Origin of the sequence: Nocardia terrae (assembly GCF_009760405.1) — a bacterium.
GTDB classification, from domain to species: domain Bacteria; phylum Actinomycetota; class Actinomycetes; order Mycobacteriales; family Mycobacteriaceae; genus Nocardia; species Nocardia terrae.
Genome location: NZ_WRPP01000001.1, coordinates 730,905 through 746,557, shown reverse-complemented (window position 1 = coordinate 746,557; position 15,653 = coordinate 730,905). Strand labels below are relative to the sequence as shown.

Sequence of the window (15,653 nt, the reverse complement as noted above, 5' to 3'; positions counted from 1 at the left end):
GCCGGAGGACGATGGTGGGCATGGAGAGCAGGCTGATCGATGTCAAGACGGGTCGCAGCGAAGTCGTTCACGACCTCACACCGCAGTGTGCCGACTTCCTGCGCGAGACGGCCAGGGGCGGCGACGGCCTGCTGCACGTGTTCGTACCGCACGCCACGGCAGGCATCGCACTGATCGAACTCGGCGCGGGCAGCGACGACGACCTGCTCGCCGCGCTGCGCGACCTGCTCCCCGCCGACGATCGCTGGCGGCACGCGCACGGTTCACGCGGGCACGGGCGCTCCCACGTGATGCCCGCACTGATCGCGCCCTACGCGAGCATCCCGGTGCTGCGAGGCGAAATGGCATTGGGCACTTGGCAATCGGTCGCGATGGTCGATCTCAATGTCGACAACCCGGTCCGCCAGGTGCGCCTGTCGTTCCTCGCCGGGTGAGTCACGTGGTCGGCCAACCATATCGCCGGGACCGGTTCGAATTCGCCCAGTCCTGCCGGTCGCGGAGGTAGACGTCGTCGCCGAGTTCGAGCGCGGTGTTCTCGGTGAATTCGAGGAAGGCGGGGTCCAGTAGGTTGTCCCAATCGTCGGCGTTGCGGTGGCACCACTCGATTCCGGCCCCTTCGGTGTCCTCGTGGGTCGCCCGGTGGACGATACGTCCGCGCCAATGGCATTCGAGACCCGTCACCTTCGAATGGCCGTCGATCAGTGGTCGTAGCCATCCGGGCTCGACTGCGGTCGGCCGATTGCCGTGAAAGCACGGCGTGGTCGGTGTGATCAGATCCGACGGGCCGGGCGGCGACGGCGCGGCGGACATGGTCACGCACGGGCCGATTTCCATGTCCGAGCGGTCATTTCCCGCGCGATAGCTGCCGGTGATCGCGACTGCCCAGGTGGAGTCTCCGATCTGCCGCCAATGGCCGGGAGGACCGGCGGGCGGACGGTCGCCGTTCGTTGTCGTAACGCGGACCTCGTCGAATCCGTAGCGGCAGAAGCGGCGTTCGTCGTCGATGTCCCGCCGGTAGATGAGGTCCTCATCGCTGCCATCGTCGTAGTGGCGTCCCCACAGCGCGCTGTAGCGCGAGCCGTCGTAGCAGTCCTGGAGGAAGTGTTCCAAGCCGAGACCTTTGCCATCGCCGTATTGGATGTCGGCGTATCTCCCGTCCTCCGCCACCCGGAAATGGACCGGCACCCAATACGATCCGTCGTGGTTTCGCCACTCGTCCCCATCGTTCGCGCTGAAGGTGGCTGCGAGCGATTCCGCCTCACCGTGGTCGATTCGTCGACCGGGTGCCGCGTAGATGCGCAGGAAAGCGGTCCAGATGTTGCTCACGGGCGCTCGGATTTCGACGCGCGGCGGGCGGGCGCCTCCATGGGGTCTCCTAGACGGGAAGCAGGCGGGCCACCACGGCGGTGAGCTGACGGGCCGAGCGGCATTCGTGCATCTCGATGATGTCGGCGTACTTGTTGGCGGCGGAATCGCCGGTGCCCCACATTTTTTCGGCTTCGGGGTTGAGCCAGTAGGCGTGCTTGGCGGTGGCGACCAACCGGCGCAGGGTTTCCAGGGCGGGGTCGCGGTAGTTGGTGCGGGCGTCGCCGAGGATGAGCAGGGAGGTGCGGCTGGTGATGGCGTCGGGGAAGTTGTCGGCCAAGCCGTCCAGGGCCGAGCCGTAGTCGGAGTGGCCTTCGATGCCGACGACCTTGGATTCGGTGAAGATGCGGCGGGTCAGTTGGTCCAGGGGGGTCGCGGAGTCGAAGAGCTGGGTGACCTCGTCGGTCTGGTCGACGAAGGCGAAGATGCGGACGCGGGAGAACTGTTCGCGCAGGGCGTTGACCAGCAGCATGGTGAAGCTGGAGAAACCCGCCACCGAGCCCGAGATGTCGCACAGGAGAACGAGATCGGGGCGGCCGGGGCGGGGCTTGCGGGTGACCAGGTTGACGGGGACACCGCCGGTGGACATGGATTTGCGCATGGTCTTGCGCAGGTCGATCTCGCCGCGGCGGGCGCGGCGGCGGCGCGCGGCCAGGCGGGAGGCCAGCACGCGGGCCAGGCGCTGGCTGCTGCGGCGCAGTTCGTCGAGTTCGGCCTGGGAGATGCGCAGGAAGTCGGCGTCCTCGGCCTGACGGGCGACACCGTAGGTGGCGACGCGGTCGCGGCCGATGCGTTCGGCGACGCGGCGGCGGGTCTCGGCCTCGACGGTGCCGCGGAAGTCCTTGATGCGCTGGCGCGCGGTGCGGCGGGCGACCTCGGCGTCGAATCCGGCCGGATCGAAGTCGGAGTTGTCCATGCCCTGGGCCAAGCCCGCGAGGATCTTGCTGACCAGCAGTTCGGGCTGGAGGTCCTTCAACGTCTGGTAGGCCGAGAAGGACGGGCCGCCCGCGGCCTGGTACTGGCCCATCTGCTCGACCATCTGCGCCGCCAGCGCCTGTAGTTGCTGCGCCTGCTCCCCCGACGGATCCTGGATCAGCAACTCCGCCAGCATCTTCCGCAGTTCGAGGATGTCGACCGAGCCGTCCGGCTTGATCGGCAGCTCGATCTCGTCGGCCCCGACGCGCTCACCCAGCGCGGCCGGGAACCACAGGTCGAACATGCCGTCGAAAGTGCCGCGCTGGGTGGTGCGGCGCAGCAGCGCGCAGGCCAGGCCCTCGCGCAGCGCCTCGCGGTCCATCAGGTCCAGCACGGTGAGAACCTGTCCGGCGTCCACGGTTTCGGACGGGCCGACCGGAATTCCCCGGCCGCGCAACGCTTCCACGAACCCGACCAGATGCCCCTGCAGCCCGTGTTCGGCCGTCGGTCCCGGCACTGTCACCGGTTTGGCGGGCGTTCCGCCCGAGATCGCCCGCATGGCAGCCGAAACCAGTCCGCGCTGCCGGTTCTCCGCCATGTCAGGCCAGCTTCAGCTCGGACTGCGCGCGCACGTGATCGGCCTGGTGCTTGAGCACCACCCCGAGCGTGGCGCGCACCGTCTTGTCGTCGAGATCCTTTGCGCCCAAGGCCAGCAGCGTGCGCGCCCAGTCGATGGACTCGGCCACCGACGGCAGCTTCTTGAGCTGCATGCCGCGCAGCACGTGCACGATCCGCACCAGCTGGGCCGCCACCGCAGGCTTGAGCTCGGGCACCCGGCTGGCCAGGATGCGGCGCTCCAGCTCTTCGTCGGGGAAATCGATGTGCAGGTACAGGCACCGGCGCTTGAGCGCCTCGGACAGCTCACGGGTGGCGTTGGAGGTCAGCACCACGAACGGCTTGCGCGTCGCGCTGATGGTCCCCAATTCCGGCACGGTGACCGAGAAGTCGCTGAGCACTTCCAGCAGCAGGCCCTCGATCTCGACGTCGGCCTTGTCGGTCTCGTCGATGAGCAGCACGGTCGGCTCGTCGCGCCGGATGGCGGTCAGCAGCGGGCGTTCCAGCAGGAATTCCTCGGTGAACACGTCGGCCTTGGTCTCGGCCCAGTCGTTCTCCGAGGACGCCTGGATGCGCAGGATCTGCTTGGCGTGGTTCCACTCGTAGAGCGCCCGCGCCTCGTCGACGCCCTCATAACACTGCAGCCGCACCAGTTCCGCGCCCGCGACCTGCGCGACCGCCTTGGACAGCTCGGTCTTGCCGACACCGGCCGGACCCTCGATGAGCAGCGGCTTGCCGAGCCGGTCGGCCAGGAAGACCGAAGTGGCGGTGGCCTTGTCGGCCAGGTAGCCGGTGCGGGCCAGCCGCTCGATCACATCGTCGACCGACGAGAAGATCGGCTCCTGGTTGGGTGCGGTGGTGACCACTGGCCCCTGTCCCTTCTTTGTGGGGGTCCGGGGTTACACCCCGGACCCCATCTCTACCGGCGAAGCCGGGGTCTTGCTAGACGGGGCGAATCTGCCCGTCGCCCAACACGATCCACTTGGTGGAGGTCAGCTCGGGCAGGCCCATGGGTCCGCGGGCGTGCAGCTTCTGCGTCGAAATGCCGATCTCCGCACCGAATCCGAACTGCTCGCCATCGGTGAAGGCGGTGGAGGCGTTGACCATGACCGCGGCGGCGTCGACACGAGAAGTGAACTCGCGGGCGGCCTTCAGGTCGGCGGTCACGATGGCCTCGGTGTGCCCGGTGCCCCACTGGTTGATGTGCTCGACGGCCGCGTCCAGGTCGTCCACGACCTTCAAAGCGATGTCGAGGGAAAGATATTCGTCGGCCCAGTCGGTGTCGGTGGCCGGTACCAGACCCGGCAGATCACCGTGGATGGTGACGCCGTTGTCCTCGAGCGCCTTGATCATGCGCGGCACCGCGTAATCCGCGATGGCCCGGTCGATCAGCACGGTCTCGGCGGTGTTGCACACCGAGGGCCGCCGCGTCTTGGCATTGATCAGGATGGACTCGGCCATATCCAGATCCGCGTCCTTGTGGACGAACACGTGGCAGTTGCCGGTGCCGGTCTCGATGGTCGGCACCAGCGCGTCCCGCACGACCGCGTTGATCAGACCTGCGCCGCCGCGCGGAATCACCACGTCCACCAGGCCGCGCGCCTGGATCAGATGGGTCACGCTGGAACGGTCCTCGGCGGGCAGCAGCTGGACCGCGTCCGCCGGAATCCCCTGCGTCTCGAGCGCTTCCCGCAGCACCTGCACCAGCGCCGCGTTGGACCGCGCCGCCGAGGACGAACCCCGCAGCAGCGCGGCATTACCCGACTTGAGCGCGAGGCCGAACGCGTCCACGGTGACGTTCGGCCGCGCCTCGTACACCATGCCCACGACCCCGAGCGGCACCCGCACCTGCCGGATCTCGAGCCCGTTCGGCAGCGTCGAACCGCGCACCACGTCGCCGACCGGATCCGGCAGCCCGGCCACCTGCCGCAGCCCCGAGGCGATGCCGTCGATGCGGGCCTCGGTCAGCCGCAGCCGGTCCAGCTGCGCGTCGGCGGTGCCGCCGGCTTTGGCGATCTCGATGTCCTCGGCATTGGCGGCGAGCACCGCGTCCTTGGCGGCGAGCAGCGCGTCGGCCGCGGCGTGCAGCGCGGTGTCCTTCTGTGCGGTGGTGAGCCGGGCCAGCGTCCGCGACGCCACCCGAGCCCGGCGCGCCGCGTCGTGCACCGCCTCGCGGGTGGCGTCGGGCTCGGTGGTCGTGGGAGCAGTCATGGGAACAGATTACTGATTACAATCCGCTGCCGGTCGGGGGCAGGTTGTTGTTGTCGTCGTGGTCCTCGTGGTGGTCCTCCCACCAGTCGCGGCAGCCCTCGCGCCACCACTCGTGCTGGACGTGGCAGTGCCACCAGTGCCAGTCGTCGGCGTCGACGAACCGGGCCTGCGGGACGCTCACGGCCGGGTCGGAGGTCACGGGGTCGGCCGACGCCAGGCCCGCCGTGGCCAGGGGCGCGGTCAGCACCGCGAAGGCCAGCAGCCCGCGGGTGGCGGTGCGTCGAATTGCGGTCGTACTCATGCCTATATCACCTTCATCTAGGGGAATCGCTCCGAAAGCGGTGGAGCGCGAACATGATTCAAGTCCGGCGGACCCCCGATACCCAGCGTTGCGGGTCCTTCTTCAGGACACCTTCAGATCCCGTCCCCGCCGCCCGGATCTTGCTACCGTGAGCCAATGACCGCGAGCATCCGGTTGTCCTCGGGCACCGGCCGATGGGTTCTCCTCGCGACCGTCCTCGGTTCGGGGATGGCCATGCTGGACGCCACCGTCGTGAATGTGGCGCTGCCACGGATCGGTGACGAATTCGGCGCGTCCATGGCCGATCTGCAGTGGACGGTGAACGCGTACACGCTGACCCTGGCGGGATTGATCCTGCTGGGAGGCTCACTGGGCGACCGGTACGGGCGGCGCAAGGTGTTCCTCATCGGGGTGGTGTGGTTCGCCGTCGCCTCGGCCCTGTGCGGTGCGGCGCAGGACGTTTCGATGCTGATCGCGGCGCGGGCGCTGCAGGGTGTGGGCGGTGCGCTGCTGACGCCCGGCTCGCTGGCCATCATCCAGGCCTCGTTCCGGCCCGACGAGCGGGCGCGGGCGGTCGGCGCGTGGTCCGGTCTGGGCGGTGTGGCCGGTGCCATCGGCCCGTTCCTGGGCGGCTGGCTGGTCGAGGCGGCGGGGTGGCGGTGGGTGTTCCTGCTCAATATTCCGCTGGCCGCGGTGGTGGTCGCGGTGACGGCCCGGCATGTGCCCGAGACCCGCGACGAGTCCTCGCACGGGAAGTTCGACGTGCTGGGCGCGGCGCTGGCGGCGCTGTGCCTGGCCGGGATCACCTACGCGCTGACCATGGCTCCCGAGCGCGACGCGAATCGGATCCTGGTGTGGGGCAGCGCGATCCTGGGTGTCGCCGCGGCGGCGGGCTTCGTGCTGGTGGAGCGGCGACGCTCGCGCGACGGCGAGGATCCCGCGGCCATGCTGCCCGTGGACGTGTTCGCCTCCAAGCAGTTCAGCGCCATCAATGTGGTCACCTTCGTCATGTACGGCGCGATGAGCGTGGTCTTCTTCCTGCTGGTGCTGACCCTGCAGGTGGTGGCGGGGTTCAATCCGATCGCCGCGGGCACCGCGATGCTGCCGGTGACGGTGTTGATGCTGCTGTTCTCGGCCCGCTCCGGAGCCCTGGCCCAGCGCATCGGCCCGCGCTGGCCCATCACCATCGGTGTGCTGCTGGCCGCGGTGGGCATGCTGCTCATGACCCGCATCGGCATCCACACCTCCTACCTGCGCGATGTCCTGCCCGCCGCACTGGTTTTCGGCCTCGGCCTGGTCCTCGCGGTGGCCCCGCTCACGGCCACGGTGCTGGCGACCGCCGACGAGCGCCACGCGGGCGTGGCCAGCGGGGTCAACAATGCCGTCGCCCGCGCCGCGGGCCTGCTCGCGGTGGCCGCCATCCCGCCCCTGGCCGGTCTCACCGGCTCGGCCTACACCGACCCGTCGGCCTTCGACAACGGCTTCCGGCTCGCGATCTTCACCTCGGTGGCCCTCATGATCGCGGCCGCCGCCCTGGCCTTCTTCACCGTCCGCGACGACGCCCTGCGCACCGCCCCGCCCGAGTGCGCCCCCGAATGCACCACCTTCTCGGCCGTCGCCAGCCCACCGCTGGAACCCGACCACAGCGCGCAGCCGCGGTCCTAGGCGACGGCGCCGGGAGTGTTGCTGCCCGAACCGGACTAGGGTCGCGGGCATGGCGCGGATCGTGGTGGTGGGCAGCATCAATATGGATCTGGTGACGACGGTCGGGCGGCGGCCCGAACCCGGGGAGACGGTGTCCGGGGACGGGTTCGCGCTGGTGCCCGGCGGGAAAGGCTCGAATCAGGCGATCGCCGCACGGCGGGCGGGGGGCGAGGTCGAGTTCGTCGGCGCGGTCGGGGACGACGTCTTCGCCACGGCATTGCGGGATGTGCTGGGCCGGGCGGGAGTTGGGGTTTCGCGGTTGCGGACCGTGCCGGGGCCGAGCGGGATCGCGACGATCGTGGTCGACGGCGGCGGCGAGAACACGATCATCGTGGTGGCCGGGTCCAACGGCCGGATGACGGAATTGACCGCCGCCGATCTGGATACGATCGCCGCGGCCGATGTACTCATGTGCCAGTTGGAGATTCCGGTGCCGACGGTGCTGGCGGCGGCCCGCCACGCCCGGGCGAACGGGGCGACGGTGCTGCTGAATCCTTCTCCGGTGCAGGAGCTTCCGGCCGAGCTCTGGGCGGAGGTCGGGGTGGCCGTGGTCAACGAGGGCGAAGCCGCGCACCTGGCCGCGGCGCTGGCCGCCGTCCCCCATGTGATCACCACCCTCGGCGCGGCCGGGGCGTCCTATCGCGGCCCGGACGGTCACGTGGTCTCGCACCCGGGCGTCCCGGTCCGGGTCGTCGACACCACCGGCGCGGGCGACACCTTCACCGGCACGCTCGCCGCGCACTGGCACGAAGGCCCCGAGACCGCACTCGCCTGGGCGTGCACCGCGGGCGCGCTGGCCACCACGAAACTGGGTGCCAGCGCCTCGATTCCGGATTTCGACGAGATCCGCGCCGCCCTCGCCGGCACCGGAGTGCGCTAGCCGAGGCGTGATGGTGGGTGGCAGGTTCCAGGAAAGGTGCGCGATGTCGCTGCGACACGGGCTGCTGGGGTTGCCGGCGGAGGGACCCGCCAGCGGATACGACCTGGCGCAGCGGTTCCAGGAGGCGCGCGCGGTCGAGGCGCGCCGACCCAAGACCCACTACGTGGCGGGAACCGATGCCCGGCTGGCGGTCTGGCTCTCGCGCATCCCGGACCGGCTGCGCGACCGCCTGTTCCGACGAGCTCTCGGCCTATCGGCCATCGAATCGGTCGTTCCGGTGTAGCCGGGAATAATTCCGTTAAGCGATGCCGCTCAGTGAGCTGGACGCACCGTCCAGTACGAATCAGGAGAGGGCCACATGGATCTGGGACTCAGTGGGCGGACCGCACTCGTGACGGGAGCATCGGCGGGCATCGGCGCGGAGATCGCGCGGGTGCTCGCCGGGGAGGGCTGCCACGTGCATCTGGCCGCGCGCAGCAAGGACCGGTTGGAGGAGCTCGCCGAGCGGTTGCGCGGCGAGTACGGCGTGGACGTGCACACCCACGCGGTGGACCTGCGCTCGTCCGGCGATATCGAGCGGCTGCTGGAATCCGTTGGGACGCCGGACATCCTGGTCAACAATGCCGGTGACATTCCGGGCGGAACGCTGGAGTCCGTCGACGCGCGGACCTGGCGGCACGCCTGGGACCTCAAGGTGTTCGGCTACATCGACCTGAGCCGCTCGGTCTACGCGCGCATGAAGGAACAGTCGCGCGGGGTGATCGTGAACGTGATCGGCATGGCGGGCGAACGCCCGGACTTCGAGTACATCGCGGGCAGCACCGGCAATGCCGCGCTCATGGCGTTCACCCGGGCGCTGGGCAGCCGCAGCTGGCGCGACGGCATCCGGGTGGTGGGCATCAATCCGGGCCCGGTGGCCACCGCGCGGATCACCGAGCTGATCGAGACCAATTCCCGCTTCGCCGAGATGGCCGCGGACTTCCCGTTCGGCCGCCCGGCCCAGCCCCGCGAAATCGCCGATATGGCAGCATTTCTCGCCTCGGACCGGTCCGGGTACACCACCGGCACGGTGGTGACCATCGACGGCGGGCTCAGCCTGATCTGACGCCTCAGACGGCCGGGGCCCGCTTGCCCGTGTACAGGGCGACCAGATCGGCCATCTGTTTCCCGGCGCGTTCCAGGGGCGCGGTCGACCGGGTCGCCAGCGACATGACGACCGCGCCTTCGACGGCCGCCACGATGGTGGTGGCCAGGGTGCGCGCGGTCTCGGGCGCCACCTGCTCGGCCTCGAGCCGTTCGGCCAGGACGCCCTCCCACTCGGTGAAGGTCTCCCCCGCCACGTCGGCGGCCTCCGGCGACTCCGAGCGGCCGAGGGCGGCGGCCACGATCGGGCAGCCCGCGGTGAAGTCGGTGGATACCAGGGTGGTGCGCCACATGTCGGGGAAGGCCGCGATGGCGCTGGCGAGGTCGGTGCTCGCGAGGACGGTCCGCATGAGTGCGCTCGACGCCTGCCCGGCGGTCCGGGTGGCCTCGGCGACCAGCTCGGATTTGCCGCCGGGGAAGTTCAGGTAGACGGACCGGCGCGAGATGCCGCTGTGGTCGAGCAGCTGGGCGATGCCGGTCCCGGCGATGCCATTGCAGCGCATCAGGGCGATGGCGCTGTCGATGAGGCGGTCGCGGGCACCCATGGCGGTTTCCTCCTTGCTGTATACCGATCGGTGTAATACCGTTTGGATATACCGATTGGTCTACCCAGTGTAGTCCGCCGCTCGACCCTTCGACGACACTGTGCGAAAAGAAATGAGACGGGACCCAGCATGCCGACACTGCACGATCCCCTCCCGCTGGCCAGCGGCCAGGCGCTGCCCAACCGCATCATGAAATCGGCCCTCAGCGAAGGGCTGGCGAATGCCGAGAACGCCCCCGACGCGCGACTGGAACGACTCTACGACCGGTGGAGCCGGGGCGGCTACGGGCTCATCGTCACCGGCAATGTCATGGTCGACCGTCGCCATTGCGGCGAGCCGGGCAATGTCGCCATCGAGGACGAGCGGCATCTGGCAGCGCTGACGCGCTGGGCCAAGGTCGCCAAGGACGGCGGCAGCAAGGTCTGGGTGCAGCTGAATCATCCGGGGCGGCAGGCCAATCCGATCGTCACCCGCACCCGCGCGGTCGCCCCGTCCGCCATCGCCATGGGCATTCCCGGCGTCCCCGCGCCGCGCGCGCTCACCGAGGACGAGATCGGCGACATCATCGCCCGCTTCGGACGGGCCGCCCGGGTCGCCGAGGCCGCCGGATTCGACGGCGTGCAGATCCACGGCGCGCACGGCTATCTGGTCTCGCAGTTCCTGTCCCCGCTGTCGAATCACCGCACCGACGCCTGGGGCGGCGACGCCGAGCGACGGCGGCGTTTCGTGATCGAGGTGGCGCGCAGCATTCGCGCCGCGGTCAGCCCGGGCTTCGGCGTGGGCATCAAGCTCAACTCCGCCGATTTCCAGCGCGGCGGCTTCACCGAGGACGAGTCGCGCGCGGTCATCGAGGAGCTGTCCGGCGAGCATCTCGACCTGTTCGAGATCAGCGGCGGCAGTTACGAATCCCCCGCCATGATGGGCCGTCCTCGCACGGCTTCGGCCAGCACTCGCGCCCGCGAGGCGTACTTCCTGGACTACGCCGCCACCGCCCGCAAGGCAGCCGGTTCGGTACCGATCGCGGTGACCGGCGGTTTCCGTTCCTTCGCCGCCATGTCCGAGGCGCTCGCCGACGGCATCTGCGATGTGATCGGCCTGGGCCGCCCCACCGCCGTGATCCCCAGCGCCGCAGCCGATCTGCTCTCCGGTCGCACCGCCGTCCTGCGGACTCCGCACATTTCGCTCGACCTGCCGCCGCGCCTGGCCGCCAATGGCAGCCTCAAGTCGTTCGACGGCGCTCTGGACCTGCAGTGGCACACCGACCAGCTGCACCTGCTCGGTGCGGGCAAGGACCCCGACCCCGATCGCTCCCCCTGGCTCACCGCGGCGACCATGCTGCGCCGCAACGGATTCGACGCCTTCCGCAGCAAGCGCTCCGCCGCACCGCGGACGGCCGCCGACCGCGCCGCCCGCAAGTTCCGCGCCGAGCGCGCGGTGGGCCGCTATGTCATGAACCCGACCGTCCGCGCCCTCGACAGGATCGGCATCCGCACCGCCTTCGCCACCGAGATCGAGACCATCGGCCGCAAGTCCGGTCAGCCGCGCCGGGTCCCGGTGTCGGTGCTGTTCGACGACGAGGGCGCCTGGGCCATCTGCCAGCACGGGCTGCGCTCGGGCTGGGGTCTGAACCTGTCCGCCAACCCGGATATCCGCGTCCGCCAGGGTGATACGTGGCGCACCGGCACCGCCGTCCTGCTCCCCGACGACGATGTGGTGGCGCGCGCCAGGTCCTTCGCGCCCCATCCGGCCCTGGCCCCGTTCAGTCGCGGCGTCTTCGCGGCCCTGCAGAGCGATCCGGTCACCGTGCGCATCACCTTCACGGATCGATAGACGCAAACCACGACCTCGATCGAGATATCCGCGTCAGCTCGAGACGCGGATATCCCGGTCACGCAACTCGGGCAATACCCGGGCCACGGTCGCGAAATCCGCGTCAGCGTGCAAAACGGTCAATCCGTGGTGCACCGCTGTCGCACAGACGACGAGGTCCACGACCCCGGCCGAACGATGCTGACCACGCTGCGTCAACTTGTACTGCGCGGTGTCGACCCAACGCCAGACGGACTTCGGCACAGCCGCCAGACCACACACCGCGTCCAAGTCAGCCGCAATCTCGTCACGGTCGGCCGGACCCGTAGCCGAGAACAGAAATTCGGCCCGAGTCGCCTCGCACATCGATAGGGCCGCCGCGTCGATTTCCGGCTGCCAGGTCGAGAAGATGTCCTTATCCCGAAACAGACGCCAGAGGGCGGACGTATCGATGAGGTATCCGATCACTCGCCGAATACCTCCCTGCGGGCGGCCTTCTCCGCTTCGTAGGCCGCAGCAGCTCGATCGAATTCGCCACGCTGCCCTCGTTCGAACAACCGCTGAGCGGCTTCGACTCGCCGTACCCTGCTGATGTAGTCGCGTAGCGCCTGGTTGACCGTGTCCTTCTTGGTCTTGGTACCCATCAGGCGCATCGCCTCGACCAGCGCATCATCATCCAAATCGATCTGAGTGACCGTCATCGGAATCTCCTCAATGTTGGTGATGTATGAGATCAGCATACATTCTGATGATTCCTGCTCGGAAGGTCGACGGACACGGTGAGATGACGCCGTCGACGCCGCCCTCTGGCAGCGCGACGACGCCCTGCACCCGATCGACTTCTGCCGATTGGTGCGCGCTCACAACTCCGGACGGACCAGGATCTGAATGTGATCGTCGGGGTTGCGCAGTGATTCGATGGCGTCCGCGACGCCGTCGAAGCCGACCTGGTCGGTGATCAGCGAGGCGGCGTCCAGGGTGCCCTCGGCGATGCGGTGCAACGTCTTCGCGTATTCCTCGTGCGGGTAGACCATGCACATCTGGAGGGAGATGTCCTTGTAGATGCCGACGATCGGGCGGATGACGTCATCGGTCATGACCGCGCCGATCTGCAGGATGGCGGTCTCGCGGGGCACCTTGTACATGAGGTCGTTGAGCAGGCCGGGGACCGAGGCGCACACCCAGACGTGCAGCTTCTGGCCGGGCGCGGCGAGTTCCCGCCACACCTCGACCGGGTCCTCGGCCGCGGGGTCCACCACCCGGTGCGCACCCATGCGCAGGGCGGCCTCGCGCCGCAGCTCGGACGGATCCGACGCCACGATGGGCGCGACTCCTCGCTCGGCCAGCGCCGCCACCGCACCCAGACCGACAGGGCCGCAACCGATCACGATGCCGGTGCCCTCGGGGCCGATACCGGTGCGGGCCACGTTGCCGAAGCCGACAGCCAGGGGCTCGGTCATGGCCGCCACATGCGGGGGCACCTGCTCCGGGATGGGCTCCAGGGCCATGGCCTGCAACACCATGCGCTCGCCGTAGCCGCCGGGGAACTCGTTGGAGTACCCGACGCCGTGAATCCCGCCCGCGGGATCCAGCGCCCACGGCAGCGCGACGACGTTCTGTCCCTCGGTAAATGGCGTGTCCGGTCCCGCGCCGATGACGCGTGCCGCCAGTTCGTGCCCCATCACGAGATCCCGGTGCGGGTCGAACAGGAAGGTCGGCACCCCGCTGTCGCGCGAAGCCTGCAGGAACTCGTCGGTGTGCTCGAGGGCCTGCTTGTCGGATCCGCAGATCCCGCAGGCGATGGTCTCGACCAGCACCTGCCCGGGACCCGGTACCGGCTCGGGGACTTCGTCCACCACGAGCTTCCGATTGCGCATGACCACAGCGCGCATGTCACTGTCCTTCCGTAGTTGGCGCTCCGAACACCGCGCGTCCCGGTGGGCTCTGTGGGGCCGCGCGGTCAGACGGGTGCTACCTCAGCCGCGGGCCCACTCGTGGCCCCAGTAGCTGTCGGCGGTCATCTCCTCGGCCACGTAGTCGTCGCCGACCAGCATGCCCTCGCAACCGAATTCGAGATCCCAGTTGCCCGGCGTGCGGACGTAGAAGGAGATCATCTTGTCGTTGGTGTGGCGGCCCAGCGTGGAGGACAGGTGATAGCCCGCCTTGTTCACGCGGTCCAGCGCGCGGCCGACGTCGTCGAGCGAGTCGACCTCGACCATGACGTGCACGATGCCCGGCCCGTCCGGCCGCGAACCCGGAATCAGCGCCAGGCTGTGGTGGCGCGGGTTCACGCCCATGAAGCGGATCCAGATCGGATGCTCGGGCGGGCCCACCCGGAACGAGCCGCGCGCGGCGAAGCCCAGCACCTCGGTGTAGAACCGCCGGGCCTCCTCGATGTCGCGCACCGGCAGCACCACGTGCCCGAGCCCGAGATCGCCGGTGACGAAACGGTTTCCGAATTTGCCGACCACCGGCGAGTGGTCCAGCAGCGGGCCGTGGAAGACCTCGATGGTGAATCCGGACGGGTCGACGAAGGCGATGGCCTCCTCGACGTGCCGGTTGACGGCCTCGGCCACCGACAGCGTGGTGACCGCGACGCCGGCCTTCTCCAAGGTCTCGCGCACCAGCTCCAGCGAGCGGCGGTCGGCGACCTGCCAGCCGACGGCGATCACCGCGTCGCGCTCGCCGGGCACCAGTTCGAGGCGGTAGGTGTGCTCGTCGACGCGCAGGTAGACGGAGTCGGGGTTGGGCCCGGTGCCCTCGGCGAAACCGATGGTGTCGAAGGCGAACTTGCGCCAGGCGTCCACATCGGCGATGTGAGCGCGTACGTAGCCCAGCGAGGCGAACGCGGCCATTGTCATACTCCTCGGATTGTCGGGTGGTCAGTCGTAGGTGACGGAGACGTCGTCGGTGACCGGAATCGCCTGGCAGGCCAGCACGTAGCCGTCGGCGATGTCCTCGGCCTCCAGGATTTCGTTGCGGCGCATGCTCACCTCGCCGGAGACGACCCGGCACACGCAGGCGCTGCACGCGCCCTCCTTGCACGAGTACGGGGCGTCGAGTCCCTTGGCGAGCATGGTGTCGAGCAGGGTCTGCTGCCGCGGCCAGGCCAGCTCGTGGTTCGCGCCGTCCAGCTCGACCCGCGCGGTGGCGGCGTCACCGTCGTCGATCACGACATCGGTTGCGGTGGAATCGCTCTCGAACGGATTGCCCGACAGCGAGACGAACTTCTCGATGTGCACGCGCTTGCGGTCCGCGCCGAGCTCGGCCATGGCCGCCGCGACCGCGTCCATGAACGGGCCGGGACCGCAGACGAAGACCTCCCGGCCCGCCCACGGACGGGCCAGCGCGGCCAGACCGGCCACGCTGGGCAGCCCCTGAACCGACTGCAGCCAATGCAGCACCAGCAGTCGATCCGGGTGCGCGGCGGCCAGTTCCGCGAGCTCCTGGGCGAAGATAACCGAATTCTCGTGCTGATTGGCGTAAATCAGCGTGCAGTGGCCGGAGCCCCGCGCGAGCACGGATTTCAGGATGGACAGTACGGGCGTGACACCGCTGCCGGCGGCGAACAGCAGCAGATCGGTGTCCAGCGACTCCGGGGTGAAGATCCCGGCGGGCGGCAGCACGTCGAGAGTGAGGCCCTCGGCGGCGTTGTCGCACAGCCAGTTCGAGCCGTAGCCGTCGACGGTCCGCTTGACGGTGACCTTGAGCGGACCGCCCTCGTGCGGGGCGCTCGACAGGGAATAGCAGCGGCTGACCGATCCGGTCAGGTCGCTCGGAATCCGCAGGGTCAGGAACTGTCCCGGACGATAGGTGAACCGCTCGGCGTGCGCGGGCTCGGGAACGAGTTCGAGCGACACCGCGTCCGCGGTCTCCCGCATCACGCGCACGATCCGCGCGCTCGCGACATCCCCGGCCTGCGCCGACGCGGCTTCCGCCTCCGGGACGGCCGTGCCGGGCTCCATGTCCGTCACCGTCATTGCTCCACCAGTTCCATTCCCGTCCTTGCTGTTTGCCTGCGGCCCGCACCTCAGATCTGTGACGCGCGACACACCCGTCCGGGGCGGGCCGCCCGTTTCGCTCGCGGGCGAGCCGGGTATCCGACCCTCAGGGCCGACCGCCGACGACGCCGGGCGGCCTCCCCGGGGACCGCTCCGCCGCATCG

The 15,653-nt window shown here is 69.3% G+C and carries 17 protein-coding genes; 6 read left to right on the top strand and 11 right to left on the bottom strand.

Annotated features, from left to right (window positions below; translation table 11 throughout):
- Nucleotides 1-20: 20 nt before the first annotated feature.
- Entirely contained in the window at nt 21-434 is a 414-nt protein-coding gene (locus GPX89_RS03335) for a secondary thiamine-phosphate synthase enzyme YjbQ (protein WP_157354983.1), read from the top strand.
- A gap of 1 nt (nt 435) precedes the next feature.
- On the opposite strand, the gene GPX89_RS03330 is transcribed toward GPX89_RS03335, so the two are convergent.
- From GPX89_RS03330 to GPX89_RS03310, 5 genes are all read right to left on the bottom strand, one after another.
- Nucleotides 436-1,326, bottom strand: a complete 891-nt coding sequence (locus GPX89_RS03330; RefSeq protein WP_157354982.1) for a hypothetical protein — start codon at nt 1,324-1,326, stop codon at nt 436-438.
- A 49-nt stretch (nt 1,327-1,375) separates the two neighbouring features.
- Nucleotides 1,376-2,839 (bottom strand): vWA domain-containing protein, encoded by a 1,464-nt coding sequence (locus GPX89_RS03325; protein ID WP_157386973.1) that lies wholly within the window; start codon nt 2,837-2,839, stop codon nt 1,376-1,378.
- 40 nt (nt 2,840-2,879) lie between these two features.
- Nucleotides 2,880-3,761: an AAA family ATPase gene (locus tag GPX89_RS03320; protein ID WP_328601458.1), complete on the bottom strand. Its 882-nt coding sequence runs from the start codon at nt 3,759-3,761 to the stop codon at nt 2,880-2,882.
- Nucleotides 3,762-3,837: 76 nt separating this feature from the next.
- Entirely contained in the window at nt 3,838-5,106 is a 1,269-nt protein-coding gene (locus tag GPX89_RS03315) for a glutamate-5-semialdehyde dehydrogenase (protein ID WP_157354981.1), read from the bottom strand.
- Between the two features lie 16 nt (nt 5,107-5,122).
- On the bottom strand, nt 5,123-5,407 hold the full coding sequence (locus tag GPX89_RS03310; RefSeq protein ID WP_157354980.1) for a hypothetical protein: 285 nt from the start codon (nt 5,405-5,407) through the stop codon (nt 5,123-5,125).
- A gap of 156 nt (nt 5,408-5,563) precedes the next feature.
- On the opposite strand from GPX89_RS03310, the gene GPX89_RS03305 reads away from it, so the two are divergent.
- From GPX89_RS03305 to GPX89_RS03290, 4 genes are all read left to right on the top strand, one after another.
- A complete protein-coding gene (locus GPX89_RS03305) occupies nt 5,564-7,072 on the top strand; it encodes an MFS transporter (protein WP_157354979.1) in 1,509 nt (502 codons plus the stop codon).
- Nucleotides 7,073-7,121: 49 nt separating this feature from the next.
- A complete protein-coding gene (locus GPX89_RS03300) occupies nt 7,122-7,991 on the top strand; it encodes a ribokinase (RefSeq protein WP_157354978.1) in 870 nt (289 codons plus the stop codon).
- 43 nt (nt 7,992-8,034) lie between these two features.
- The gene (locus GPX89_RS43700; RefSeq protein ID WP_198347245.1) at nt 8,035-8,274 is read left to right on the top strand and encodes a hypothetical protein; all 240 of its coding nucleotides are present in this window, start codon (nt 8,035-8,037) and stop codon (nt 8,272-8,274) included.
- Nucleotides 8,275-8,349: 75 nt separating this feature from the next.
- The gene (locus tag GPX89_RS03290; RefSeq protein ID WP_157354977.1) at nt 8,350-9,096 is read left to right on the top strand and encodes an SDR family oxidoreductase; all 747 of its coding nucleotides are present in this window, start codon (nt 8,350-8,352) and stop codon (nt 9,094-9,096) included.
- 4 nt (nt 9,097-9,100) lie between these two features.
- Here GPX89_RS03290 and GPX89_RS03285 read toward each other — a convergent pair whose 3' ends face one another.
- Nucleotides 9,101-9,679, bottom strand: a complete 579-nt coding sequence (locus GPX89_RS03285; RefSeq protein WP_157354976.1) for a TetR/AcrR family transcriptional regulator — start codon at nt 9,677-9,679, stop codon at nt 9,101-9,103.
- Between the two features lie 129 nt (nt 9,680-9,808).
- Here GPX89_RS03285 and GPX89_RS03280 point away from each other — a divergent pair, with 129 nt between their 5' ends.
- Nucleotides 9,809-11,509, top strand: coding sequence for a nitroreductase family deazaflavin-dependent oxidoreductase (locus GPX89_RS03280; protein ID WP_157354975.1), 1,701 nt, complete (start codon nt 9,809-9,811; stop codon nt 11,507-11,509).
- Nucleotides 11,510-11,542: 33 nt separating this feature from the next.
- On the opposite strand, the gene GPX89_RS03275 is transcribed toward GPX89_RS03280, so the two are convergent.
- The 5 genes from GPX89_RS03275 to GPX89_RS03255 form a co-directional block, all read right to left on the bottom strand.
- Nucleotides 11,543-11,956, bottom strand: coding sequence for a PIN domain nuclease (locus GPX89_RS03275; protein WP_328601457.1), 414 nt, complete (start codon nt 11,954-11,956; stop codon nt 11,543-11,545).
- Complete coding sequence (locus GPX89_RS03270; protein WP_407939312.1) at nt 11,953-12,228, bottom strand: type II toxin-antitoxin system VapB family antitoxin; 276 nt, start codon at nt 12,226-12,228, stop codon at nt 11,953-11,955. Before GPX89_RS03270 ends, GPX89_RS03275 begins: the two co-directional genes overlap by 4 nt.
- Before the next feature lie 120 nt (nt 12,229-12,348).
- Complete coding sequence (locus tag GPX89_RS03265; RefSeq protein WP_157354974.1) at nt 12,349-13,380, bottom strand: zinc-binding dehydrogenase; 1,032 nt, start codon at nt 13,378-13,380, stop codon at nt 12,349-12,351.
- 84 nt (nt 13,381-13,464) lie between these two features.
- Nucleotides 13,465-14,343: a VOC family protein gene (locus tag GPX89_RS03260; RefSeq protein WP_198347244.1), complete on the bottom strand. Its 879-nt coding sequence runs from the start codon at nt 14,341-14,343 to the stop codon at nt 13,465-13,467.
- Between the two features lie 27 nt (nt 14,344-14,370).
- Nucleotides 14,371-15,369: a ferredoxin--NADP reductase gene (locus GPX89_RS03255; RefSeq protein ID WP_235946814.1), complete on the bottom strand. Its 999-nt coding sequence runs from the start codon at nt 15,367-15,369 to the stop codon at nt 14,371-14,373.
- Nucleotides 15,370-15,653 lie beyond the last annotated feature (284 nt).

Excerpts from the sequence above, each read along its gene's own strand:
- GPX89_RS03335 (WP_157354983.1), top strand. The coding sequence starts at position 21 with ATGGAGAGCAGGCTGATCGATGTCAAGACGGGTCGCAGCGAAGTCGTT.
- GPX89_RS03325 (WP_157386973.1), bottom strand. The coding sequence starts at position 2,839 with ATGCGGGCGATCTCGGGCGGAACGCCCGCCAAACCGGTGACAGTGCCG.
- GPX89_RS03315 (WP_157354981.1), bottom strand. The coding sequence starts at position 5,106 with ATGACTGCTCCCACGACCACCGAGCCCGACGCCACCCGCGAGGCGGTG.
- GPX89_RS03310 (WP_157354980.1), bottom strand. The coding sequence starts at position 5,407 with ATGAGTACGACCGCAATTCGACGCACCGCCACCCGCGGGCTGCTGGCC.
- GPX89_RS03305 (WP_157354979.1), top strand. The coding sequence starts at position 5,564 with ATGACCGCGAGCATCCGGTTGTCCTCGGGCACCGGCCGATGGGTTCTC.
- GPX89_RS03300 (WP_157354978.1), top strand. The coding sequence starts at position 7,122 with ATGGCGCGGATCGTGGTGGTGGGCAGCATCAATATGGATCTGGTGACG.
- GPX89_RS43700 (WP_198347245.1), top strand. The coding sequence starts at position 8,035 with ATGTCGCTGCGACACGGGCTGCTGGGGTTGCCGGCGGAGGGACCCGCC.
- GPX89_RS03290 (WP_157354977.1), top strand. The coding sequence starts at position 8,350 with ATGGATCTGGGACTCAGTGGGCGGACCGCACTCGTGACGGGAGCATCG.
- GPX89_RS03285 (WP_157354976.1), bottom strand. The coding sequence starts at position 9,679 with ATGGGTGCCCGCGACCGCCTCATCGACAGCGCCATCGCCCTGATGCGC.
- GPX89_RS03280 (WP_157354975.1), top strand. The coding sequence starts at position 9,809 with ATGCCGACACTGCACGATCCCCTCCCGCTGGCCAGCGGCCAGGCGCTG.
- GPX89_RS03270 (WP_407939312.1), bottom strand. The coding sequence starts at position 12,228 with ATGCTGATCTCATACATCACCAACATTGAGGAGATTCCGATGACGGTC.
- GPX89_RS03265 (WP_157354974.1), bottom strand. The coding sequence starts at position 13,380 with ATGCGCGCTGTGGTCATGCGCAATCGGAAGCTCGTGGTGGACGAAGTC.
- GPX89_RS03260 (WP_198347244.1), bottom strand. The coding sequence starts at position 14,343 with ATGGCCGCGTTCGCCTCGCTGGGCTACGTACGCGCTCACATCGCCGAT.
- GPX89_RS03255 (WP_235946814.1), bottom strand. The coding sequence starts at position 15,369 with ATGCGGGAGACCGCGGACGCGGTGTCGCTCGAACTCGTTCCCGAGCCC.